The organism is Pseudomonas sp. PICF6 (assembly GCF_009831705.1).
In the GTDB taxonomy this organism is placed as follows: Bacteria; Pseudomonadota; Gammaproteobacteria; order Pseudomonadales; family Pseudomonadaceae; genus Aquipseudomonas; species Aquipseudomonas rhizophila.
In genome coordinates, this window is record NZ_WUUD01000024.1 from 10334 (window position 1) to 34196 (window position 23863).

Annotated in this window: 21 protein-coding genes; 5 read left to right on the forward strand and 16 right to left on the reverse strand. The window is 58.7% G+C overall.

Annotation, left to right across the window (positions count from 1 at the left end):
* Positions 1 to 640, reverse strand: a 640-nt coding sequence (locus tag GSM73_RS15660) for a response regulator transcription factor (protein ID WP_160893197.1), incomplete at its 3' end; no start/stop codon positions are given.
* A 903-nt stretch (positions 641 to 1543) separates the two neighbouring features.
* Between GSM73_RS15660 and GSM73_RS15665 the strand changes: the two genes are divergently transcribed.
* On the forward strand, positions 1544 to 4435 hold the full coding sequence (locus GSM73_RS15665) for a ribonucleoside-diphosphate reductase subunit alpha (RefSeq protein WP_047228755.1): 2892 nt from the start codon (positions 1544 to 1546) through the stop codon (positions 4433 to 4435).
* 342 nt (positions 4436 to 4777) lie between these two features.
* On the opposite strand, the gene flgE is transcribed toward GSM73_RS15665, so the two are convergent.
* The 6 genes from flgE to GSM73_RS15695 all read right to left on the reverse strand — a co-directional run bounded on the left by flgE (position 4778) and on the right by GSM73_RS15695 (position 9865).
* The gene (flgE, locus tag GSM73_RS15670) at positions 4778 to 6079 is read right to left on the reverse strand and encodes a flagellar hook protein FlgE (RefSeq protein ID WP_047228756.1); all 1302 of its coding nucleotides are present in this window, start codon (positions 6077 to 6079) and stop codon (positions 4778 to 4780) included.
* A 30-nt stretch (positions 6080 to 6109) separates the two neighbouring features.
* Complete coding sequence (gene flgD / locus GSM73_RS15675; RefSeq protein ID WP_047228757.1) at positions 6110 to 6832, reverse strand: flagellar hook assembly protein FlgD; 723 nt, start codon at positions 6830 to 6832, stop codon at positions 6110 to 6112.
* Positions 6833 to 6847: 15 nt separating this feature from the next.
* On the reverse strand, positions 6848 to 7291 hold the full coding sequence (gene flgC, locus GSM73_RS15680; RefSeq protein WP_014339780.1) for a flagellar basal body rod protein FlgC: 444 nt from the start codon (positions 7289 to 7291) through the stop codon (positions 6848 to 6850).
* A 3-nt stretch (positions 7292 to 7294) separates the two neighbouring features.
* Positions 7295 to 7702, reverse strand: coding sequence for a flagellar basal body rod protein FlgB (gene flgB / locus GSM73_RS15685; protein ID WP_047228758.1), 408 nt, complete (start codon positions 7700 to 7702; stop codon positions 7295 to 7297).
* Between the two features lie 355 nt (positions 7703 to 8057).
* On the reverse strand, positions 8058 to 8885 hold the full coding sequence (cheR, locus tag GSM73_RS15690) for a protein-glutamate O-methyltransferase CheR (protein WP_047228759.1): 828 nt from the start codon (positions 8883 to 8885) through the stop codon (positions 8058 to 8060).
* A gap of 53 nt (positions 8886 to 8938) precedes the next feature.
* Entirely contained in the window at positions 8939 to 9865 is a 927-nt protein-coding gene (locus GSM73_RS15695) for a chemotaxis protein CheV (protein WP_047228760.1), read from the reverse strand.
* Positions 9866 to 9943: 78 nt separating this feature from the next.
* On the opposite strand from GSM73_RS15695, the gene flgA reads away from it, so the two are divergent.
* From flgA to GSM73_RS15715, 4 genes are all read left to right on the forward strand, one after another.
* Positions 9944 to 10708, forward strand: coding sequence for a flagellar basal body P-ring formation chaperone FlgA (flgA, locus tag GSM73_RS15700; protein WP_047228761.1), 765 nt, complete (start codon positions 9944 to 9946; stop codon positions 10706 to 10708).
* A gap of 173 nt (positions 10709 to 10881) precedes the next feature.
* Entirely contained in the window at positions 10882 to 11196 is a 315-nt protein-coding gene (gene flgM / locus GSM73_RS15705; protein WP_047228762.1) for a flagellar biosynthesis anti-sigma factor FlgM, read from the forward strand.
* A gap of 48 nt (positions 11197 to 11244) precedes the next feature.
* Positions 11245 to 11712 carry a flagella synthesis protein FlgN gene (locus GSM73_RS15710; RefSeq protein ID WP_047228763.1) on the forward strand — a complete coding sequence of 156 codons (468 nt, stop codon included), beginning with the start codon at positions 11245 to 11247 and terminating at the stop codon, positions 11710 to 11712.
* Between the two features lie 89 nt (positions 11713 to 11801).
* Positions 11802 to 12548 carry a flagellar brake protein gene (locus GSM73_RS15715; protein ID WP_047228764.1) on the forward strand — a complete coding sequence of 249 codons (747 nt, stop codon included), beginning with the start codon at positions 11802 to 11804 and terminating at the stop codon, positions 12546 to 12548.
* A 63-nt stretch (positions 12549 to 12611) separates the two neighbouring features.
* Here GSM73_RS15715 and GSM73_RS15720 read toward each other — a convergent pair whose 3' ends face one another.
* From GSM73_RS15720 to GSM73_RS15760, 9 genes are all read right to left on the reverse strand, one after another.
* Positions 12612 to 13985 (reverse strand): MFS transporter, encoded by a 1374-nt coding sequence (locus tag GSM73_RS15720; RefSeq protein ID WP_047228765.1) that lies wholly within the window; start codon positions 13983 to 13985, stop codon positions 12612 to 12614.
* Between the two features lie 68 nt (positions 13986 to 14053).
* Positions 14054 to 15295 carry a glutamine synthetase family protein gene (locus GSM73_RS15725; protein ID WP_160893199.1) on the reverse strand — a complete coding sequence of 414 codons (1242 nt, stop codon included), beginning with the start codon at positions 15293 to 15295 and terminating at the stop codon, positions 14054 to 14056.
* A 343-nt stretch (positions 15296 to 15638) separates the two neighbouring features.
* Complete coding sequence (locus tag GSM73_RS15730) at positions 15639 to 16331, reverse strand: sensor histidine kinase KdpD (RefSeq protein WP_047228767.1); 693 nt, start codon at positions 16329 to 16331, stop codon at positions 15639 to 15641.
* Complete coding sequence (locus GSM73_RS15735) at positions 16324 to 17931, reverse strand: tetratricopeptide repeat-containing response regulator (RefSeq protein ID WP_047228768.1); 1608 nt, start codon at positions 17929 to 17931, stop codon at positions 16324 to 16326. The genes GSM73_RS15730 and GSM73_RS15735 overlap by 8 nt, the downstream gene beginning before the upstream one ends.
* Before the next feature lie 268 nt (positions 17932 to 18199).
* A complete protein-coding gene (locus GSM73_RS15740; RefSeq protein WP_160893173.1) occupies positions 18200 to 19099 on the reverse strand; it encodes a PoNi-like cognate immunity protein in 900 nt (299 codons plus the stop codon).
* An 89-nt stretch (positions 19100 to 19188) separates the two neighbouring features.
* Complete coding sequence (locus tag GSM73_RS15745) at positions 19189 to 19809, reverse strand: hypothetical protein (RefSeq protein ID WP_160893175.1); 621 nt, start codon at positions 19807 to 19809, stop codon at positions 19189 to 19191.
* Positions 19810 to 20281: 472 nt separating this feature from the next.
* The gene (locus GSM73_RS15750) at positions 20282 to 20611 is read right to left on the reverse strand and encodes a hypothetical protein (protein ID WP_160893177.1); all 330 of its coding nucleotides are present in this window, start codon (positions 20609 to 20611) and stop codon (positions 20282 to 20284) included.
* Positions 20611 to 21693 carry a DNA/RNA non-specific endonuclease gene (locus tag GSM73_RS27385; protein ID WP_372241387.1) on the reverse strand — a complete coding sequence of 361 codons (1083 nt, stop codon included), beginning with the start codon at positions 21691 to 21693 and terminating at the stop codon, positions 20611 to 20613. Before GSM73_RS27385 ends, GSM73_RS15750 begins: the two co-directional genes overlap by 1 nt.
* On the reverse strand, positions 21648 to 23863 hold a 2216-nt coding region (locus tag GSM73_RS15760), incomplete at its 5' end, for a hemagglutinin repeat-containing protein (RefSeq protein ID WP_256676923.1). The genes GSM73_RS27385 and GSM73_RS15760, both read right to left, overlap by 46 nt.

Genomic DNA, 23863 nt, shown 5'->3' on the forward strand with positions numbered 1-23863 from the left:
GGTCGTCGCCGATCTTGGGACGGATGCGCGAGATGCGCACGTCGATGGAGCGGTCCTGGCCGTCATAACCGATGCCGCGCAGGGCAGTGAAGATTTCTTCCCGGGACAGGATGCGCCCGGCATTGGACACCAGCAGCCACAACAGATCGAACTCGGCACTGGTCAGCTCGATGCCGTGGTCTTGCAGCCAGGCTTCGCGCAAGGCGTTATCCACCACCAGCGGGCCGAATTGCAGACGCCGTGGTTTTTGCGGCGTGGCCGGTTCCGGTTCGCTGCGTCGCAACAGGGCCTGGACGCGGGCCAAGAGCAGGCGTGGCCGCACCGGTTTGCAGACGTAATCGTCGGCGCCCAGGTCCAGGCCCTGGATCTGATCGGTGTCATCGGTGCGGGCGGTGAGCATCAGGATCGGCCCGTCGTAATGCTCGCGCACCTTGCGGCAGATGCTCAGGCCGTCCTCGCCGGGCAGCATCAGGTCGAGGATCACCAGGTCCGGTTGCTCGGCAATGATCCGCGCCGCCGCCACCGCACCGTTGCCTTCAATAGCCACGCGCAGGCCGTTGCTTTCCAGGTACTCGCGAGTCAGCTCGGCCAGCCGCTGGTCATCCTCGACGATCAATACCTGCCAGGCTTCTTGTTCCACGGGGGGCCTCGTCTTGTTGTGAGAATAAGGAGGGATCGGCATCTAGATGGGCACTATCAGATGAGCACTTACCTGTGGCGAGGGGATTTATCCCCGCTGGGTCGCGAAGCGGCCCCTGCATTCCGTCTGACACACCATAGCCGCCCGTTTCAGGGCTACTCCGCAGCCCAGCGGGGATAAATCCCCTCGCCACAGGGTGGTACCCACTTCGAATGCACCTCCCCCATCTTTTTGTCATGTTAAAGGAGGATAAGCATGCCCATGCACGGGCCGATTGTATAAACGCCGGCCCTGCATAAAACAAGCGGACAAATGCGTTCGGTCGCGCGGGACTTGTATGGTAACGTCCGCGCCCGCAAAAACCATCGGGCTGTTTTCAGATCGTTAAAACGATGAAAAAAGGTCCACTCCAGCAAGGTCGCGGCCTACAGAGCTGTTCCACGTTTCGCACACAAATTACGCACAGGCTTATCCACAGGTAGCACGTTGCATTCATCCCCCAAAACGCATTATCTTGTAGCCCGTCGCGTAAAAAACCCTACATGTAGGGTTTTCGACCAAAAACCAAACACAAGTCGGACAGATAATTCAAGCGCTTTTCTTGCCTTTGTCCGACTGAAACACCGCATTCCCCCAAGACCAGACCGCCCCTTGCGGATGGCCATCGTTTCAAGGTCAAAACGACCAGAACGGTACGGGTGTTGCAGTCCATTGCAGGCACCTCTGCAATCCGGTTTCGAGCCCAGGCTCGAAGCCCAGAACTTCGGAAGGAAGCGGTATTCAGGCCTGCTTCCTACTGTCCCGAAGTTGTTATACCCGGCGCCAGTCGGTTGTAGTGCTTCAGGACGGAACGGTGGGCACCGTGATGGTGCCCAAACAAACATAGAGAATGTGGAGACACCCATGCACACCGACACAACTCGCGAGAACCCGCAGGGCACCGCGCCGCTGGCCGCTGATTCGAACTCGGATCTGGCCGCTACCGCGCCTGGCCAGCTGCGTGTGATCAAGCGTAACGGCACTGTCGTTCCTTACACCGATGACAAGATCACCGTCGCCATCACCAAAGCGTTTCTCGCAGTTGAGGGCGGCACCGCCGCCGCTTCGTCGCGCATCCACGACACCGTGGCCCGCCTGACCGAGCAAGTCACCGCAACCTTCAAGCGTCGCATGCCGTCGGGTGGCACCATCCACATCGAAGAAATCCAGGACCAGGTCGAACTGGCCCTGATGCGTGCCGGCGAGCAGAAAGTGGCCCGCGACTATGTGATCTACCGTGACTCCCGCGCCAAGGAACGTGCCACCCGCTCCCCGGCCGACGCACCGGTCCAGGCCCACCCTTCGATCCGCATCGCACGCGCCGACGGCAGCCTCGCGCCGCTGGACATGGGTCGCCTGAACACCATCGTCACCGAAGCCTGCGAAGGCCTGGAAGAAGTCGACGGCGACCTGATCCAGCGCGAAACCCTGAAAAACCTCTATGACGGCGTCGCACTCAAGGACGTCAACACTGCACTGGTGATGACCGCGCGGACCCTGGTGGAACGCGAGCCGAACTACTCCTTCGTGACCGCCCGCCTGCTGATGGACACCCTGCGTGCCGAAGGCCTGAGCTTCCTGGAAGTCGCCGAGAGCGCGACCCACCACGAGATGGTCGACCTGTACGCCAAGGCCTTGCCGGCCTACGTCGCCAAGGGTATCGAATTCGAATTGCTGAACCCGGTACTGGCCGAGTTCGACCTGGAAAAGCTCGGCAAGGCGATCAACCACGAGCGCGACCAGCAGTTCACTTACCTGGGTCTGCAAACCCTGTACGACCGTTACTTCATCCACAAGGACGGTATCCGTTTCGAACTGCCGCAGATTTTCTTCATGCGCGTGGCCATGGGCCTGGCGATCGAAGAGAAGCAGCGTGAAGACCGTGCCATCGAGTTCTACAACCTGTTGTCGTCCTTCGACTACATGGCCTCGACCCCGACGCTGTTCAACGCCGGCACCCTGCGTCCACAACTGTCGAGCTGCTACCTGACCACCGTACCGGACGACCTGTCGGGCATCTACGGCGCCATCCACGACAACGCCATGCTGTCCAAATTTGCCGGCGGCCTGGGCAACGACTGGACCCCGGTTCGCGCATTGGGCTCGTACATCAAGGGCACCAACGGCAAATCCCAGGGCGTCGTGCCGTTCCTCAAAGTGGTCAACGACACCGCGGTCGCGGTCAACCAGGGCGGCAAGCGCAAGGGCGCGGTGTGTGCCTACCTGGAAACCTGGCACATGGACATCGAAGAGTTCATCGAGCTGCGCAAGAACACCGGTGATGACCGTCGTCGTACCCACGACATGAACACCGCCAACTGGATCCCTGACCTGTTCATGAAGCGCGTCTTCGACGACGGCAAGTGGACCCTGTTCTCGCCATCCGAAGTTCCAGACCTGCATGACCTGACCGGCAAGGCTTTCGAAGAGCGCTACGAGTACTACGAAGCCCTGACCGAGTACAACAAGATCAAGCTGTTCAAAGTCGTCCAGGCCAAAGACCTGTGGCGCAAGATGCTGTCGATGCTGTTCGAAACCGGCCACCCATGGCTGACCTTCAAGGACCCGTGCAACCTGCGCAGCCCGCAGCAGCACGTGGGCGTGGTCCACAGCTCGAACCTGTGCACCGAGATCACCTTGAACACCAACAAGGACGAGATCGCCGTCTGCAACCTGGGCTCGATCAACCTGCCGAACCACATCGTCGATGGCAAGCTGGACACCGCCAAGCTGCAACGCACCGTGAACACCGCCGTGCGCATGCTCGACAACGTGATCGACATCAATTACTACTCGGTGCCGCAGGCGAAGAACTCCAACTTCAAGCACCGTCCGGTCGGCCTGGGCATCATGGGCTTCCAGGACGCCTTGTACCTGCAGCACATCCCGTACGGTTCGGACGCTGCGGTCGAGTTCGCCGACAAGTCCATGGAAGCGGTCAGCTACTACGCGATCCAGGCTTCCTGCGACCTGGCCGACGAGCGCGGCTCGTACGAGACGTTCCAGGGTTCGCTGTGGTCCAAGGGCGTGCTGCCACTGGACTCGCAACAGATCCTGATCGAGCAGCGTGGCCAGAAGTACATCGACGTTGACCTGAACGAATCCCTGGACTGGGCACCGGTTCGCGCCCGTGTACAGAAAGGCATCCGTAACTCCAACATCATGGCCATCGCACCGACCGCCACCATCGCCAACATCACTGGCGTGTCGCAGTCGATCGAACCGACCTACCAGAACCTGTATGTGAAATCGAACCTGTCGGGCGAGTTCACCGTGATCAACCCGTACCTGGTTCGCGACCTCAAGGCCCGCGGCCTGTGGGACTCGGTCATGATCAACGACCTGAAGTACTACGATGGTTCGGTACAGCAGATCGAGCGCATCCCGCAGGAGCTCAAGGAGCTCTACGCCACCGCGTTCGAAGTGGACACCAAGTGGATCGTCGACGCGGCCAGCCGTCGCCAGAAGTGGATCGACCAGGCTCAGTCGCTGAACCTGTACATCGCCGGTGCCTCGGGCAAGAAGCTGGACGTGACCTACCGCATGGCCTGGTACCGTGGTCTGAAAACCACCTACTACCTCCGTGCCCTAGCCGCCACCAGCACCGAGAAGTCGACCATCAACACCGGCAAGCTGAACGCTGTTTCCAGCGGCGGCAACCACGGTGACGATTCGGTCCTGGCGGCTCCAGCCGGCCCGGCACCCGTGCCAAAGGCCTGCGCGATCGATGAGCCGGATTGCGAAGCTTGCCAATAAGCTGAGTGGGTGGGCGCTGCAAGGCGCTTGCTAAAGAAGCCCCCGATAGACCGCTGGTTTATCGGGGGTTTTCTTTTGCCTTGAGAAAAGTAGCGACTGGGCTGACCCCATCGCGAGCAGGCTCGCTCCCACATATGTTCCGGTTCGTTCGCAAGATTTGCGCTCACTGAAAATCCCTGTGGGAGCGGCTTTGGTTCAGCCAGTGACCACATTGGAATGCGTCCACCTGTGGGAGCGAGCCTGCTCGCGATGAGGCCGGGACAGCCACCCCGAAAACACCCACCCACAAAAAAGCCCCTCTTGCGAGGGGCTTCTTGTGCAGCGTTCAGGCAACCATCGATATCAGGCCATCTGAATGATGGTCTGCATGATGGTGCTCTGGGTGGAGATGGTCTTGGCGTTCGCCTGGTAGTTGCTCTGGGCCTTGATCAGCTCGACCAGTTCATTGGTCAGGTTGACGTTGGACTCTTCCAGGGAGTTGGAGACGATCGAACCCAGGGTGCCGGTTTCCGGAGCATCGTAGCCCGGGATACCCGAGGCGAAGGTTTCTTTCCAGCCGCTGCCGCCTACCGGTTGCAGGCCTTGCTCGTTGGTGAAGCTGGCAAGGGCGAGCTGACCGATCGGCTTGGTCTGGTTGTTGCTGAAGTTGGCCAGCAGTACACCGCTACCGTCGATGGTCAGGTTGGTGATCTGGCCAGTGGCGTAGCCGTTCTGGGCAGGAATCGAACGCGCGGTGTCGGCGTTGAACTGGGTGGTGTTGGCCATGGAGACGGTGATAGTCGACGAACCGGCGCCGTTGGCGGTCCACACACCGTTGGTCACGGTGCCAGGCACCCAGCCAGTGAGTACCAGATCGTTGTTGATGGTCGCAGGCGGGGTGCTGACCTGGACCAACTTGCCATTCGAGTCAAAGGTCATCGTCGAAGGAACGGGGGCGTTCGGCGCAACCGGCGCACTGCCATTGAGGTTACGGCCATCGATCAGGGTGTAGACATCCCACGTGTTGGCGCCAGTCTTGACCATGTACTGGTCCATCGAGTGCTGGTTGCCCTGGGTATCGTAGACAGGTGTGGTGAATTGCTTGGTGAACGTGGCGGTATCGGTTGGATCGAATACGTAGGGAGCCGCCTGGGAAATCGGCGTTGCCGTCGAATTCAGGTTAATCGTCGACGAAACCAGGCTGGTCGCTTGCGGCGGCAGGTTGGAAGTGTCGATACGCAGGTCGGTCAGAATACCGTTGAGGATGTTGCCATTGGCATCCACGCCATAGCCCTGCAAACGCGCAGTGCCATCGCTGTTGGTGATGAAACCTTCTTTGTCGGTCTTGAACGTACCGGCACGGGTGTAGCTCAGGGAACCGTCGTTGCTCAGGACAAAGAAGCCCGAACCCTGGATGCCCATGTCCAGCACGTTGCCGGTGTTGTTGACGTCACCCTGGCTGAACTGCTGGGAGACGTTGGCCAGGCGCACGCCGTTACCGACGGTCTTGGTGCCGCTGCCCAGCCTGGTGGCCGAGTAGACGTCTTCGAATTCCGCACGGGACGATTTGAAACCGGTGGTCGCCACGTTGGCGATGTTGTTGCCGGTCACGTCCAGGTGCTTGTTGGCTGCATAGAGACCGCTAAGGCCGATGTTGAAAGACATGTTGCACTCCTTTTGCCGGTTTAGTCGGCTCTACATACCAATAGTTTGTACTTTGGACAGGGCGATGCTGCCCAGCCCGGCCAGGTTGAGCATCAGCTCACCGCCCGTCTGGCTGATCGTCACGCTGCTGACGGTCGCCGGCAGGTTGGTGATCAGCGACACGGGCTTATCGTCGATAGTGGTCGAAGCGGTGAAGGTGTAAGTACCCGACTCAAGGGTGGTGCCCGCATCGTTCTTGCCATCCCAGATGAAGGCCGAATTACCGGCATTCTGGCTGCCCAGCTCGATCGTACGAACGGTCTTGCCGTCCTTGTCCGCGATCTTGATCGCGAGCGAGGACACCGAGGCTGGTACCACCACCGTGCCGTTGAGGCTCTTGGAGGTATCGACCACAGCCTTGTTACCCGGGGCTATGACCGAACGGCCCACCAGTGACGAGGCTTGCAGGGCCTGGGACGAGTTGTAGTTGCCGGCAATACCGCTCACGGTTTCGTTGAGTGTGGTGATGCCTTCCAGGCTGCTGAATTGCGCCAACTGGGCAACGAACTCGCCGTTATCCTGCGGCTCCAGCGGGTTCTGGTTTTTCAGCTGGGTGACCAGCAATTGCAGGAACGCATCCTTGCCCAGTTCCTTGGAACCGGTAGCCGCATTCGTCGCCGAGGCCAGGCCATCGGTGGTGGTGTTGGTCTTGACCGAGGAGTTGGCCAGAATCTCGTTGAGGCTCAAACCACTGGTGGTGTTGGTGACGCTCATGTGACTCGCCCCTTATCACTGACCGAGGGTCAGGACCTTCTGCATCATGGTTTTGGCGGTGTTCATCATTTCGACGTTGGTCTGGAACGAACGACTGGCGGAAATCATGTCGGCCATTTCTTCAACGACGTTCACGTTCGGGTAATAGACGTAGCCCTTGGCGTCGGCGGCCGGGTGGTTCGGCTCGTAGCGTGCGTCGAGGTTGCTCTGGTCTTCGACCACGCCGAGCACCTGCACACCCTGCCCTGCGGCGTCCTGCTCCTGGAACAGCGAGTCGCTGCCGCCGGATTGGCCGCCCTGGAACATGGTGGCGAACACCGGGTGACGGGCACGGTAGGTCTGGTCGATGCTCGACGACACGGTCTCGGCGTTGGCGATGTTACTGGCAACGGTGTTCAGACGCGTGGTCTGGGCACTCATGGCGCTGCCGGCAATGTTGAATACGCTCGCAATCGACATGACTTACTCTCCGCGCAGGGCCGATACCAGCCCTTTGAATTTGCTATTGAGCAGGGTGAAGCTGGCCTGGAAGTTCACGGAGTTTTCCGTGTAGTTGGACTGTTCCAGTTGAGCGTCCACGGTGTTCTGGTCGATCGAAGGCTGCATCGGCGTGCGGTACATCAGCGACTCATCGGCATTGCCCAGGCCTTCGGCTTCGATGTGACGGCTGTTGGTCATGTTCAGGGCGAAGTGGCCGTTCTTGGCCTTCTCGTTCTGCTCGGCGAGCACTTTGGAGAAGTCCAGGTCCCGAGCCTTGAAGTTCGGGGTGTCGGCGTTGGCGATGTTGTTGGCCAGGACTTCGGCACGCTGGGCGCGGAAGCTCAGGGCCTTTTCGTGGATGCCGAGCGCTTTATCGAAACTGATGCTCATGTTGGAAACCTTCGGGTGACCAGAATTTACGTACGATGGACATAGCAAGCGTCGTGCCACTTTCAAAAAGCCCATAAACCGGGGCTTTGCGGGCATCGGCAAAGCGGCAATGCCAGAAAAGCGGCAATCGGTTTCCGCTGGCTGCCGCTTTTCTGCCGCTTCTGCGACACCGACGACCTTGTGGGAGCGAGCCTGCTCGCGATAACGGTGGGTCAGTCACCATGGATATCGCCTGTGATACCGCTATCGCGAGCAGGCTCGCTCCCACAAGGGGATAGGGGTGACAGGGAAAAATCAGCAGGCAAAAAAAACGGGAGCCTTTGCGGACTCCCGTTTTTTTGCCAACCCAAGCAAATCACTTCGCCTGATAGATGATCCCTGGACTGCACTGCACCATCTGGTAGTGGTCCGGCAAACCGTTCAATGCCTCGGAGGCGCCGAGGAACAGGTAGCCGCCCGGTTTGAGCGTGCTATGGATGCGCAGCAGGATGTCTTTTTTCACTTCGGCAGAGAAGTAGATCAGCACGTTGCGGCAGAACACGATGTCGAACTTGCCCAGGCTGGCGTAGCTGTCCAGCAGGTTGAACGAACGGAACTCCACGCGACTCTTGATCGGCGCCTTGACCACCCATTTACCCGGCCCTTTGGGGTCGAAGTAGCGTTGCAGGCGATCAGGCGACAGGCCGCGGCCGATGGCCAGGCTGTCGTATTCGCCGGTCTTGCAGTTGTTGAGCATCGTTCCGGACAAATCGGTGGCGACGATTTGCACGCCCATTTTCAGCTGGCCGATATTGGTCCGCTCGAACTCATCGATGGACATCGACAGCGAATAGGGTTCCTGTCCCGACGAACAGGCCGCCGACCAGATCCGCAAGCGTTGCCCCGGACTGGCCTTGATGGCCGCCGGCAGCACCCTGTTCTTCAACACCTCGAACGGATAGGTGTCGCGAAACCACAGGGTTTCGTTGGTGGTCATGGCATCCACCACCATCTCGCGCAACCCACTGCGCGGCTGGGTCTGGATGCGCTGGACCAGTTCGCCCAACGATTTCAGGCCCTGTTGCTCCATCAACTTATTGAGACGGCTCGACACCAGGTATTGCTTGTTTTCACCAAGCAAAATGCCACAGGCTTTTTCCAGGAAGACCCGGAACTGTTCGAAATCCAAATTACCCGTAGACAAAATACCGCCTCTTTCATCGTATTGACTTGCCGGGCGCACAACGCGCCCGACCTTTATTCTGCAGCCTTGATGCGCTCGACTACCCGGGAAGCCAGGTCATCGGGCCGAAACTTGGCCAGGAAATCATCGGCCCCCACCTTCTTGACCATCGCCTGGTTGAAAACACCGGACAACGAGGTGTGCAAGACAATATGCAGCTTTTGCATGCGCGGGTCGTTGCGGATTTCCGACGTCAGGGTGTACCCGTCCATCTCCGGCATTTCAATGTCGGAGATCATCATCAGAAACTCCTCTTCCGGCTTCTTGCCCTCTTCCACCAGCTTGCGCAGGTAATCCAGGGCCTGGCGTCCGTCGTTCAACGCTACCACTTCGACACCGACCGTTTGTAGACAACGGGTCACCTGCTTACGTGCCACCGAAGAATCATCAACCGTCAGGACCCGCAGCGAAATCGCCTTGTGCTGGGTTTCGGCGTCGACCACCCCCACGGAAATCGTTTCCGGGGTCGGTGCCACTTCGGCGAGGATTTTCTCCACGTCGATGATTTCCACCAACTGGTTATCGACCCGGGTCACCGCCGTGAGGTAGTGATCGCGACCGGTGCCCTTGGGCGGCGGATGGATCTCTTCCCAGTTCATGTTGACGATGCGCTCCACCGAGCGCACCAGGAAGCCCTGGGTCTTGGTGTTGTACTCGGTGATGATCACGAACGGATTGCTCTGATCCAGAAGCCGCCCCGAACCGGTCGCCATCGCCAGATCGAGAATCGGGATGGTCGCTCCGCGGATATTGGCCACACCGCACACGACGGGGCTGGACTTGGGCATCAGGGTCAGCTTCGGGCACTGGAGCACCTCGCGGACCTTGAATACGTTGATCCCGTACATCTGTTGGCCGTCGAGACGGAACAACAACAGCTCCAGGCGATTCTGACCGACCAGCTGAGTGCGCTGGTTTACCGAATCCATTACTCCCGCCATGCCCTGACTCCTACCTAACGCTAATGTGTCCGACGCGCATTCATCACTAAACGGCACGGGGCTTGCTATTGAACCGGCATGAACGCACAAACGACATTTTTTCGACGCCTGACCACTCACTGCCGCCACTGGCTCGGTGCACTGTTGGCTGCCTGCCTGCTCGCTTTGGGCGGCCCTGCCTTTGGTGCTGTTCCGGTTACCTTGCCTGATCTCCTTATCGGCGTCACTCAGGGCTTTCTTGAATTCACCGTAGAAGACTACCTGGCAACCAGTCAAACCGAAGGTCGCTACGAAATCGAAGTCAACCAGCTCGACCCGCGCCTGCGCATGCCCATGTGTGACAAGGAATTGACTGCTTCTCTGGAGAGCCCGGCCAGACCGCTGGGCCGGGTCACGGTGAAGCTGCGGTGCGACAGCGCCGCGCCCTGGACGGTGTTCGTGCCCGCTCAAGTGCGCCTGTTTCGCGAAATCGTCACCACCACCCGTCCGCTCAAGCGGGCTGGGATCGTCGAGCCTCAGGACGTGACACTGCGTGAACGGGATGTCAGCCAGATCAACCAGGGTTTCCTCACCTCCGTCGATCAGGCCATCGGTCAGAAACTTGTCCGACCAATGGTCGCCGACCAGGTCATTACCCTGGTCCACCTGGAACAAGCCGAAGTGGTGCGCAAGGGCGATCAGGTGGTCATCACCGCCCGCAGCGGGACCCTGGCCGTGCGGATGCCGGGCGAGGCTTTGTCCAACGGCGGCATGCGAGAACAGATTCGGGTAAAAAACCTTAATTCCCAACGTGTTATCAAGGCGCAGGTAATGGCCCCAGGCCATGTGGAAGTGGCTATGTAGAGATCGGGTGGAAATGGGTAGAGAGCTGGCGCTTGCCCACGGTGTTCCCTAGACTGTGCCTTACGCAAAGGCAAGCGCAGACGTGCGCACGTTCATTGAATAAATGAGCCTAAAGTTTTTTTGGGGATGGCCGAAAACATGGCAAGCGTCCAAATACCCAGAGGTTTTTTACCATGGTCATCGATTTCAATCGTTTAAACAGCTCTTCACCGCTAACAGGCACTACGCGCCCTAACGCCAGCAAGGAAACCGTCGAAACCGACAAATCCGCGCCGGCCGAACAAGCCGCCACTGTCAGCAACGGGGAGTCGGTACACCTCAGCAATGAGGCTCAGCAGTTGCAGAAGGTCACTGACAAGCTGCGCGATCAACCTGTCGTCGACAACGCCCGCGTGGCCGAGTTGAAAGCAGCAATCGCCGATGGCAGCTATAAAGTCGACAGCAACCGTGTAGCCAGCAAACTGCTCAACTTCGAAGCCCAGCGCTAGGCCAACGCCTGCGCCAGGCTTTTGGACGCTTAAGACCTAAGGCCAGCCATGCACGACACTAATTTGTTGCAACTGATCACCGACGACTTTGCCCCGGCGCAACAATTGCTGGAGCTATTGCAGGCCGAGTCCCTGGCATTGCACGGTCGCGACATGCCGTCGCTGGAGAATATCCTGGCGCAGAAACAGGCATTGATCATTCTGCTCGATCAGCATGGCCGCAAGCGCAGCGAGATCCTCGCCAGCCTCAACCTGCCCGCCAATCGCGATGGCCTTGAGCAGCTGGCCAGCCAGTCGTCGGTGGGCGATCAACTGTTGTCCCAAAGTGAAGTGCTCAACGACCTGCTCGCTCAATGCCAGGCCGCCAACATTCGCAACGGACAGTCGATCCAGGTTCAGCAAGCCGCCACCGCCAACCAGTTGCGCATTCTCAACGGCGGTGAAATCCCGACGCTCTATGACGCTCGCGGTTCGACCGCCAAGATGGTCAAGCACCGCCCGCTCAGCCAGGCATGAAACGAACAGTGCCGGCGCTCTATCAACGCGCGACACATGCTGGCAAAATGCTGGCTACTCGTCGTATTTTGCCTGGAGATTGACCCACCGTGTTCAATGCCTCAAACGCGGATGATGCTCCGCAGCCGCCCAAGGTCCTCGCCACGCCCCTGGAAATTTCCGGCAACCTGCGGATGCTGCAAGATAGCCATGACCCGCTGATCATCACCTTCCACGAACGCAGCCAGCGCTTCCAGAGCTATCTGGTCGATGTCGACCGGGAGCGTAACGCCCTCGCCCTGGACGAAATGATCCCCCGGGACGGTGAACGCTTCCTGTTGGCGGGCGAGCCGTTTCGTGTCGAGGGTTTCCATGATGGCGTGCGCATCGCGTGGGAAAGCAACGGCCCTTTGACCATCGATGAGTCCAGCGACGGCCGCTGCTATCGCGGCGCCTTGCCTGATGAAGTGGTTTACCACCAACGCCGCAACGCCTTCCGCGCCGCCCTCAAGCTGGCGCAACTGGTAAGCGTCGAGCTGGGCGGTGACAAACTCAAGTCACCGGTTGACGGCAAGCTGCTGGACATTTCCGCCACAGGCTGCAAGTTGCGTTTCGAAGGTGACATTACCGCACGCCTGCAATTGGGCCAGGTCTATGAGCGCTTTATCGCGGCATTGCCCTTCGGCAACATGACCGCACCGGTCGAACTGCGCTATCTGCATTTCGAAGAAAGGATCAACACCACCTTCGCCGGCGTACGTTTCCACAACATCAGCGGCCTGGTGCAACGGCAGGTTGAGCGCTTCGTATATCAGCTGCAACGCGAAGCCCGTCGTTTCGACAAAGACGACCTCTGATTTTCGACACGTAAAAAAACGGGCAGTCCCTTGCGGTGACTGCCCGTTTTTTTTATGACTGGCTCAAGGCCTGGCCTGAGTGAAATCGGGGCTCGACGGCTCGTCGCTGGCCTCTTCGGCGACAACTTCCTCCATGACGGGCTCTTCGTCGGCCGGTTCTTCCGTCGGCACAGGATCGACGTGCATCTGCTCCTGCACCACTTGTTCGTCGACCCGGGGATCGAGGCACGCCACCAGAGGCGAACTCGACATGCTGTCCGGCATCGCCACGTGATGCAGCGGTGCGTCGTCAACCTGATGCAGGTTGGTCACCGCCTTCGGCCGGATTCGCCACACCAGCACCAGGGCGAAGAAGGCAAAAAAGGCATAGAGCATCTGGCTGCCGAACATCTTCATCAGCACCCCCGCTACCAGCGGCCCGATACTGGCGCCAACCCCATAGGTCACCAGCAGCATGGCCGTCAGGGATACCCTTCGATCAGCTTCGACGTGGTCGTTGGAAAACGCCACCGCCAACGGATACAGGCAGAACTGCACCAGCGAACAGAAGAACCCCGCGACGAACAGCACCTCCAACGGCACCGTCGGCAATATCGCCAACGGCAGCGCACAGACTGTCAGCACCAGCGCAAAGCAGCGGATCAGCAGCGCCCGGTCATATCGATCGGAGAGCCAGCCCAGGGGCCACTGAACCAGCAATCCGGCAAAGATGCAGCTACCCATGAACAGACCAACCTGCTCGGTCGACAGCCCCTGCTGAGAAGCGTACAGCGGCGCCAGGCCATAGAACGAACCGACGATCAGCCCCGAGCCCAGCACCGTACTCAATGACTGCGGCACTCGCTTGATGAAAAAGCGCGGCTCCATGGGCGCCGGGTGCAGCGCCGCCGGGTGAATCCGCCGGGTGAGTGTCACCGGCACCAGGCACAAGGCGAAGCACAGCGCCACCAGCATCAGCAACTCAAGCCCCAAGGCCGGGTGCATGACCAGAATCAACTGACCCAGCACCAGGCCCAGGTAGGAAGCGATCATGTAACCACTGAATACCACGCCACGCTGCTTGGCATCGGCCTGCTCGTTGAGCCAGCTCTCGATCACCATGTACTGGCACATCATGCCCAGGCCGACAATTACCCGCAGCACGATCCAGGCCGGCAGCCAATCCACCAGGCCGTGGCCCAGCACCGCCGCACCGACAATCCCGGCGCAGGCCGAATAAGCCCGGATGTGCCCGACGCGGGCGATCAGCCGGTGGCCGATCTTGCCCCCCAGCACCAGGCCGAAATAGTTGGCTGCCATCAGCGCACCGACCCACAGGCTGTCGACATTGTCGGCAGCCAGGCGCAAGGCCAGGTAGGTACTCAGCAGGCCCGAGCCGATCAACATCATCAGCGAGGCGAAATACAGCGCTCGAAAAGGTTTCCAGATTTGGCGCATCGGCGTTCCGAGCGGCTCCTTGAGATGAGTACGGGCTATTTAGAAGATAGCCCGAATGCGACGTTTGGTTATGCCTGGGCCGCTAGAACACGCCGCTCCCAGGGAGTAATTTCATCAAAGAAGCTGGTCAGCTCCATGGTCTTCGAAGCGATGTAGCCTTCGATGAACTCCGTACCGAACAGTTCCTTCGCCAGATGACTACGCTTCAGACGTTCCAGGGCTGCATGCAAGGTACATGGCAGCGAAAGATTGTCCGGCACTTGGAATTCGCCCTGGATCGCGGCACTCGGCTCCAGGCGATTTTCGATGCCATAAAGCCCCGCAGCCAGACTGGCGGCAATCGCCAGATAGGGGTTGGCATCGGCACCCGGCAAGCGATTCTCGACCCGACGGGCCGCTGGCGAACTGGCGGGAATCCGCAACCCGGCCGAACGATTGTCATGGGACCAACAGGCATTGTTCGGTGACGCAAACGGGTGACACAGGCGCTGGTAGGAATTCACGTTCGGCGCGAACAGCGCAGTGAAATCCGCCATGCCAGCCTGTTGCCCGCCGATGAAATGCCGGAACGCCGCCGTCGGCTCGCCCGCTTCATCGCTGAACACATTGCGGCCGCTGTCCAGCTCGACGACGCTCTGATGAATATGCATCGAACTGCCCGGCGTATGGGCCAGGGGCTTGGCCATGCAGACCACGGTCAGGCCGTGCTTGAGGGCAACTTCCTTGAGCAGGTGCTTGAACAGGAACGTCTGGTCGGCCAGCAACAGAGGATCGCCGTGAAGCAGATTGATCTCGAACTGGCTCACGCCCATTTCATGCATGAAGGTGTCGCGGGGCAAGCCCAGCGCCGCCATGCATGCATAGACCTCTTTAAAGAACGGTCGCAGGCCATTATTGGAACTGATGCTGAACGCCGAGTGACCGTCTTCACGCCGTCCGTCCAGGCCCATAGGCGGCTGGAACGGCTGGGTCGGGTCCGGGTTGGGGGCGAACACGAAAAATTCCAGCTCGGTCGCCACCACGGGCGCCAGGCCGAGGGCGGCATAACGAGCAATAACCTGTTTGAGCTGACCGCGCGTGGAGAGCCGGGAGCTTTCACCAGTCAGCTCATCAGCGTCGCAAATCGCCAAGGCTCGCGGCTGTTCGCTCCAGGGCAAGCGGTGAATGTGTTTCGGGTCGGCCACCAGCGCCAGGTCGCCGTCGTCGCTGCCATAAAAACGCGACGGCGGATAACCGCCCATGATGCATTGCAACAGCACACCCCGCGCCATCTGCAACCGTCGACCCTCGAGGAAGCCCTCGGCAGTCATCACCTTGCCTCGTGGCACGCCATTCAAATCCGGGGTGACACACTCAATCTCATCAATGCCCGTCAGTCGCTGCGCGAGTGAACACTGGCCATCGGTCGTCATGACGCAATCCTTGTTATGTGCGAGCCGCTAACGGCAACCCGTACAAAATAGGCTTCGGGTGTTCGGAATATCAAGCGGCCCAAGACAATAAACAACAAGCCCTGGAATACTGGGTGGGAGCGAGCCTGCTCGCGATGGCGTCGGGTCAGCCAATGCTGAGTTGACTAATACACCGCTATCGCGAGCAGGCTCGCTCCCACAGGGGGGGTTGTGTCGACAGATTTATGAGTGCCGGGCAGGCTCAGGGCAGATAAATCCGGAACACGCCCCCGCCCAACGCGCCGCCATTGGCAATCTCGGTACGCCCGCACAGGCCGCCACGCTGATGCAACCCGGCAATCCGCGCGGCGAAGTACAAGCCCAGTCCGGTGCTGCCGCTGCTGTGATTGATGCCCTGCACATACTCGGCCTGACGCTCGATCATCTCGGCCGGGTAGCCTTCGCCGTCGTCATTGATGGTCAGCACCAGTTGCCCGGCCTCGTCGCTCGCACTGATCAGCAACGCCTGGCGCGCGTGGCGGATGGCATTGTTGATGCTGTTATCGAGCACCGACGCAATCAGCTCACGATCGAAAAAACCCAGGGGGCTCAGCGGGTCGACCTCGTAGGTGACCATGATCCCGCGACTGCGGAACACATCCTGATGACCGGCCAGTTGCGCCTCGATAAAGTCATCCAGCTCGTGATAGGCCGGATGCAGCGGCAACTGGTTGACCCCCAGCTTGTACAACCCCAGCAACTGCACCAGCAGGCCATTGAGGTGGGCGAACTCGAACTCCATGACGCCCTGCTCCGAGGTCTGCCGCTCGGATTCGGGCAAACGCTCAAGCCACTGGGTATGAGCCTGCATGAGCAAGGTCAGGGAGTTTTTCATGTCGTGCACGGTAGACGCGATCACCGTGGAAAAATCGAGAGCCTGTTCGCTGTCATTCATCGCCAAATGCCTTGCTTCGCAGTTTCTGATAACGCGCAAAACGCGCATCGGTGTCGGGCATCATGCCCACCAGTTTCAGGCAGGCGCGGCACTCCTGCAGCAGCTCCGATTCCACGCTGGTATCGGTGCCATGCAACAGTGACTGCGCCATGTTCAAAGCAATACTGATGTTCTTCGGTTGCATCTTCAGGGCTCGACGGAACAGCTCTCGCGCCTCGGGCAACGCGCCGGTCTTGTAGACGCGCACACCTTCACGGTTCAGCTCGGCGGCGGCATTGCCTTGATTGAGGATATTCGGATCGTCGGTCAACTTGGCGATGCCTTGCATCACCGTCGGATCATCGCCATAGATCTCCGCGCAGTTCTTGAGCATCGACTCGCCGGCGCTGGTTTGGCCGAGCATCTGCAACTGCTTGGCCACCAGCAACGCGGCCTCGGCGCTCATGAACTGCTCCATGCCGTCGAGGCGCTGCAAGGCCTGCTCGGTGAGCTTTTCGGCGGTTTCGGCATCGTTGAGCAACAGGCTCGTGGCCTTCATCAACCGCGCACGCACCTGCAACCCAGGATCGTTGAGATTTTCCTTGGCCACGGCGCTGAGGGTGGTGTTGATTTCCAGCCGAGTGCGGGTATCCAGGCCTTTTTCGCTGCCCTTGCTGATCAGTGCATGAGCCAGGCCCAGGTTGCTTTCCGGGTCCTTGAAGCGCGACTGTGCGCCCTGCCCCACCGCTTGGCGATAGGCCTTGGACGCGGTCTCGAAATCTTCGTTGGTCATTGCCAGCTTGCCCAGCAGCGACTGCCGTCGCACCGCCAGTGGCGATAGACGAACCGCCTCTTCCAGCACGTGTTGCGCCTGCTTCGTATCGCCTTCGGCCACCAACACTTCAGCCATGCCGTCATACAACGCCGGCATCATCGGGAATACTTTCAAGGCCTTCTCATAAACATCCTTGGCCTGCCCCACCTGGCCACGCTTGAACAACAACTTCCCCAGCCCCGCATAGGCCCACGGCAAAGGACGGTCAGCCAGGATGGTGTTGTACAGACGCTCAAGGGCTTCATTCTGATTCAGGTCCCGCAGCGCATCGGCCCGATAACGCAGACACAACGGCCCGTAGCGCGGGTCCTGCTTGCACAGGGCGATACAGGCATTGAGCACTTCCATCGGCTTGCCACGATCCAGGGCTTGCAGGATCGGCTTGAGCAGGGTCTTGCGCTGCTCGAGCCGTTCCAGCCGCTGGGCCAGGCCGGAGCGGTTGAACGGTTTGGTCAGGTACGCATCCGGCTCATGCTCCAAGGCACTGAGCACCATCGCCTGGCTGCTTTCAGCCGTCACCATGAGAAACACACTTTCATGGCTGATCAGCTTCTCGACCATCAGGTCTTCCAGCACCTGCTGACCGTTCTTGCGACCGTCGCCCAGGTGATAATCCTGCAAAATAAAGTCATAGCGCTTCTGCGAGCACATGCGCAGCGCCACTTCACCGGTGTCAGCGGTGTCCACGTCCTTGACGCCCAGCTCACGCAACATGGACCGGACGGAACTGCGGAAATCCGAGAAATCATCGACGATCAGAAAACTTTTTTGGTGGTACGCCAGCATCGAGGATGTCCAGGCAAGTAAAAAGATGCACCCAATGGCAAAACAACGAGACGCCGTGTCACCGCCCGGTGTGGCGCGCATTGCTAGCCGTTTTCGCGCGCCGAAACGCGATAGAAAACAGGGCTCGTCAGGGTATCGGCAGGAAATGGCGTTCCGTTAAGAGATTGTGTGAGGTGGTTCATGCCGGACAGATCGGCTACCTGCCGGGCACAGACCCTGTGGCGAGGGGATTTATCCCCGCTGGGCTGCGCAGCAGCCCCTGAAATCACTAACGCCGCCCCAACAACCTCGCCCAAAATCCAACTTTACTTTCCGCAGCCACCGTTGCAGGCGGCTCGGCTTCCTGCCGCGTTACCGGGTGCGTACTCGGACCGTTGGGCCTCAATAAGTCCCCTGGGTAATGCTCAAGCCCCAAACACTGTGAATCGTCCATATCAAAAGCCTTGACCGCCGCCACCGCCTCTACGCACCAACGACCGAAATACGCGCCGCCGTCGAAGTTTTCATCGCCGTAGGTGTACCAATAGGGATGTCTGTAACTGACGGCCTGGGGATCAGAGCCAGACTTGGCACCGGTACGCACCTCCGTGTACCAATGTTTGACGAATGCATTCGACAGCGATGCTTGCGAATCCGCCGGAGCGTCTACCGCCGCCAGCAACCGAGCGTAGGGTTTTGGGTAAAGAAGCACGGAACCCAGTTTGCGCTCAGGGCTGCGACTCGCGATTATTCGGTCGAGCAGCACGTCCTCTCCTTCGTTGCCGATAAGGACTAGCAGCCTTTGCCATTGATCATCGGGTATTTCCAGCGCCAACCCCGAGCCGACCAACCAAAAACAGACAATGTAATGATCGTAGTTGACGCGCCAACTGTGACGGGTGATTTGCTGCTCCGGAGTCCAGACTGACGCGCCGAGACGCTCAGCCTCCTCCCAGGCATCGAGTAACCCAGGGAAATAACGCGACAGGTCGGCAATAGGACATCCGGCAGAGTAGCGACTTAGCATCTGGTGCCAGTGGTTCTGGGCGATGATAAAGACGTACTGTGGTGCGTAGTCGGGATCGCCTGCAGGTGTACGCGCGGTCTCGAACGCTTTTACGATACGTTCATCACCATACTCCACCCATTCCGACCAATAGCGGGAGTCTCCCAGTGGTGCCCGAATCATTTAATACCTCCAACAACCTGGAGAAAAGGGGACAGATTTAGTTAAGAACAGATCAATTAAATAAATCCGCCCCACTTTTCCGCTCTGCTTTAGTTAGCCACTAAGAACCCACTCTCGGTGAGAGCACACCTCCCTCCAGCTCGCCAGAACCTGAAATAAGACTCCAAATCAATATCAAATTCAAACAATGGCCGCCCAACGTACCAAGCAAGATAATAATCCGCAGCCAACCCATAAAACGCCTCAAACAGAGCATAAGTTTGGTCGCTATCAGAAGTTTTGCCCCCCCTGATCGCATCCCCAACCTCATCAAACAACCAATAATGAGGAATATCTTGCTGAAACCAGTAATCCATATCGTGACTATCAACAAAAAGCACTCGAGCATCTTCACAAATTTTTAGAACTTCAGAATCACCGAGCACCCCACATACTCTTTCTTGCTCCTTGAGCCACTCGCGGCCTAGCTGAATTAATTCGCCCTCTCCGACTTTAAGTCTTGGCAAGAGATACAGAGACCTCTCCATATCTCCAGAAGCAAGAACGCGTTCAGTTCTATCAACCAGCTCATCCGAAAACGGAAAATAGCTGAGTATACGTCGAATCTCCTCGGAACCACTGTGCACCTTCAACAATCCCAAAAAATGAGATTTATCGAAAACTGCGCTGCCTTCACAGAAGGCACACCAGTCGAACAATAAAGACCTCATACTTACTTCCCTCCAGCTTTTGGTAGAGACGGCAATAAATCAGTAGAAAAAAAGAAAAGGGACAAAAGAAAAGAAAAGGGGACAGATTTATTTAAGCACAGAGCATTTAAATAAATCGCCCCCCTTTCCCCTAAAGAACTGAGCAAACAAATAAATCTGTCCCCTTTTTCGCTATCCTGAAAACCGAGTGGCCTAGTTGGGCGCAGCCGTAGCAGCCGGATCCATAACCTTCGCAGAACGCCCTGTCTCAAGATCCCGAACCTCGTAGTACCACCACTTCATCGAAGACGTGCCATAAAGACCATAGGTACGACCACCAACCAGATCAACCGTCATCTCCACGGGATCACTGTATTCAGTTCCAATGGCGTGCTTGACGAGAAAAAGGGACAGATTTATTTAAGAACAGAGCAATTAAATAACCCCCTTTTTTCCTAAGACGCAACATCCTAGCCCTACCCCCGCAAAAAAATTAATCATCATAATTGTAGTCAATACTAATTTTCATCTTCTCTACATCCAAAGTAACTGCACACGAAGACCAAGATTTTCCATTTTGGCACAATCCATTTTCAACATAGTAGCGCCGGAGCTCAACCAATAACTCTGTCAAATCTCCCACAGCCCTGCTGTCTGGATCAAACCAGCTTGAGCGGTTTGTTTTATCGAAATAATCAAACTCATAGCTTCCGCCATCGCCCTCGGCAAAAAGCCTAGCTCTAACAACTATTTTCTGAGCCTCCGAGGGACCAGCATCCAATAGAAGCTGGCCAATTTTTTGATACAGCCCCTGCTCGCTCATCAGTTCCCACCTTTAGGTGTATTTTTAAAATCAACAATCACAGGACGCCCACCATCAATCGAGTATCTAACATTGAATCTATCCGGTCTGAGGCCAGCATCTGTATAGACAGGCTCGATTTTCACGCTGACGCTCTTACCCTCCTTGAGTGCAGAAGCCCATGTATTCTCCATCACCTTCCACTCACCTTTGTTTAAATTCCCATTCATGGGAAGTAAATTTAACTTTTCACCAGGACCGTTAAAAATGCTTGCAATTAGATGCCCCCCCTCATCACCAGCAACTCCGCACTTACCAGCGACACACTGCTGATATGTATTCCTGTCATTTTTCACAAGCAAAAGTTCAGATTCAACCTTTTCAACGCGACCCAAACTATCTGTTTGATAAATTTTGTTCCCATCCACTCTATAAATTGTATTGGGTTCAGGTTTATTGAGCTCTTTGGACCATGCGCCCTTACCACCGGAGTTAATTTCTACTTCGCGTAGCACTTTACTAGGTTTTTTTATCCCAGCACTATAATCCGCTGGATTCTCGACAACCTTCCCATTAACGATCGTCGTCCCAGGGCCATACCCCCCCTCAAGTTTTTTGCTATACGCCCCCTCCACGCTGGTCCAGTCCATCGGCTTACCAGCCGACGCTTCAGCTTTGGCAATTTTGGCCATATCGGCCATCTTTTCAAGCCTTTCCGCCCCCACCCTGATCCCGGCTTTCGCCAGGGTCACGCCGCCCTTGGCCGCCGTACCCACGCCCGTGGCGATGGTGCCGACTTGCCAGACCAGTTCGCCAATATCCTGGCCCAGTTGCACGGCACGGTCGTCGCCGCCGTGTTCCAGGGCGTCTTGGATGCGCTCGATTTTGGCGTTGGCGTCATTGACCAGGGCGTCGCCCAGTTTCTGGCGGGCCTCGGGGTTGTCGATCAAGGCTTTGATACCTTTGATCCCTTCAACCGGATTAAGGAGGAATTGCGCCAAGCCTTCGACATCGCTCCAACCCGCCTGCGCCAAACCCTTGCCGATGCCGAATCGGGTCAGTACTTCTTGTTTTTGGTAAACGTACGCCCACTTGGCAACCACCTGAACTTTGCCCCCAGGTCAGCCTCGCTGTACTCCTTCTCCGCCTGGACCAACTGCTGGGTCGCCAGCCAGTTGTTGTCCACCGCTGCGCCCGCTGCGGTGTTGGCGGTAGTGGCGTCCACTGAAGCGCTGTTGGCGGCCAGCCCAGTGACGATACTGACGATCAGGTTGCGCTTGGCTTCGCGCTGGGATTCGCTTTCATCGGGGCTGGCTTCGGAGAACAGGCCGGTGAGCAGGCTCGAGGCCGCTGCGCCCGCGGCACCGCTGCCACAGCTCTGGCTGCTGGCCGCGGCACCCGCGCAGGCGACGATGCCGTGCAAGGCGGCGTGCAGCGGCGAGCCTTCGGTGAGTTTGCCCTCCGCCACCAGGTCGCCGATGTAACCGGCGCCCCGCTGTTGCACGTAATTGACGACCAGCCCCTGAACGAAGGCGCCATTGCTGCCGCTGATGTTGCCGCTGGCCGCCCCCACCAGCGCGGTGGTGATCTGCCGGTAGGTGCCGCCCGCGCCCCAGTTGTCGGCGATGTCGCGGGCTTGCGCCTTCAACTGCTGGGAGCTGTTGATCAGCGCCAGGCGTTCGGTGTCAGTGAGCTGGGCGTTGGGGTCCAGAGCCTTGGCCTCGGCGGCTTCAGCCTGTTTGCGCTTGAGATCGACTTCCTTGGCCTTGTTGGCAAGCAAGGTGCTGGCTTCGTTGGAGAACGCCCCGACGATCTCGAAACCGGCACGGATTTCGTCTTCGTCGAAGATCGGCTTGAGCCTGTTGCTGGTGTCGCGGTCGCTGGAGACATCGCGATTGAGGCTGGCGACGGTTTGCTCGCCATTCTTGCCGGTGCGCTTCTGCTGCTCGGCATCGTTGGTGATGACAATCGTGCCGCCACTGATACCGCTGCGGGTGACGCTGCTGGCGTCATCGCTGGCGCTGATGGCGATCGGCATCGTGGCGCCGAACTCATTTTCATTCTTCGGCAGGTCGGTGCCTGGGGTTTGCGTGCCGCCGCTGGTGGCGTTGCCCTGCTGGTCCTTGCCGACTTCGCGATAACCGCCGCCGACGCTGACAGTGCTGGCGTCGTACTCGGCTTTGTTCTTGATGTCGCGACTGGTGAGGCTGGCGGTGACCAGGCGATTTTTGCCGTCCTGCACGGCCTTGTCACTGCTGGCGATGACGCCGCCGACCAGGTCGGTGTTGCCACCGACACGAATATCGAAACCATCGTCCCCGGCCTTGATGCCCGATTGCTCGGTGACGCTGGCGTAGTTGGAATCGATATCCGTGGCGCCGAAGCTGCCGCTGGCGCCACTGATCGTACTCAGGCCATAGCAGAACGGCGGAATGCACAGGCTGATGCCGACACCCAGGCTCTGTTCATCGACCTCGTAGGTGTTGGTGTCTTGCAGGCTTTCGATGTTCAGGTCACCGCCGATATCAGCCAAGACCTGTTTGCCGCTGGCCACCGCGCCTTTGAGGTTGGTGTCGCCGCCCGAGGACAACAGCAGCTGGTTGCCCGCCTCGACGTGGGTGTTGGTATGGGTGAGTCCATCGCCGTCCGCCTGGCCACGGCTGCCGGACGCGCCCAGGTCCAGGGTGAAACCATTGCGAGCACCGAGGGAAAAGCCGATACCAATGCTGGCGCTGCTGCCTTTGCTGTCGGTGTCCTGCTTGTCGGTGTTGCGGGCGGCGAGCAGGTTGATGTCACCGTCCGCAAGCAGGCTGGCGTTACGTCCCGCCTTGATATCGCTGCCTTGTACGGTGATGTCACTGGCGGCGCCGGCGCCCGTGGCGCGCAGACGGATGTCGTTGCCGGCGGTCAGGGTCGAGCTGGCGGCGTTATCGCTGGTGTAGGTGGTGGTGCTTTCGTTCTTTTTGGTGCCCAGCGACAGGCTGATATTGATACCGCCCGCCGCGCCGGGGTCCATCGCCACGGCGGTGGCGGCGTTGTGGGTCGCCAGCACGGCGGTGGCAGCAGCCAGGGCCTTCATGCGCCCGTCGTCGGTTTTCTCCGACGCCTGTTTCATTTGCTGGTTGGTCTGGATGGCGCTGATCACCGGGTTGGTCACGGTCAGGGTGAACCCGGTTTGTTTGAACAGGGTTTCACGCTCGCGCTGGCTGGTGTTGCGCGCTTCAACAATGTCGAGGGTCTGAGCCGTGATGTCGATGTCGCCTTGCGGGGCCG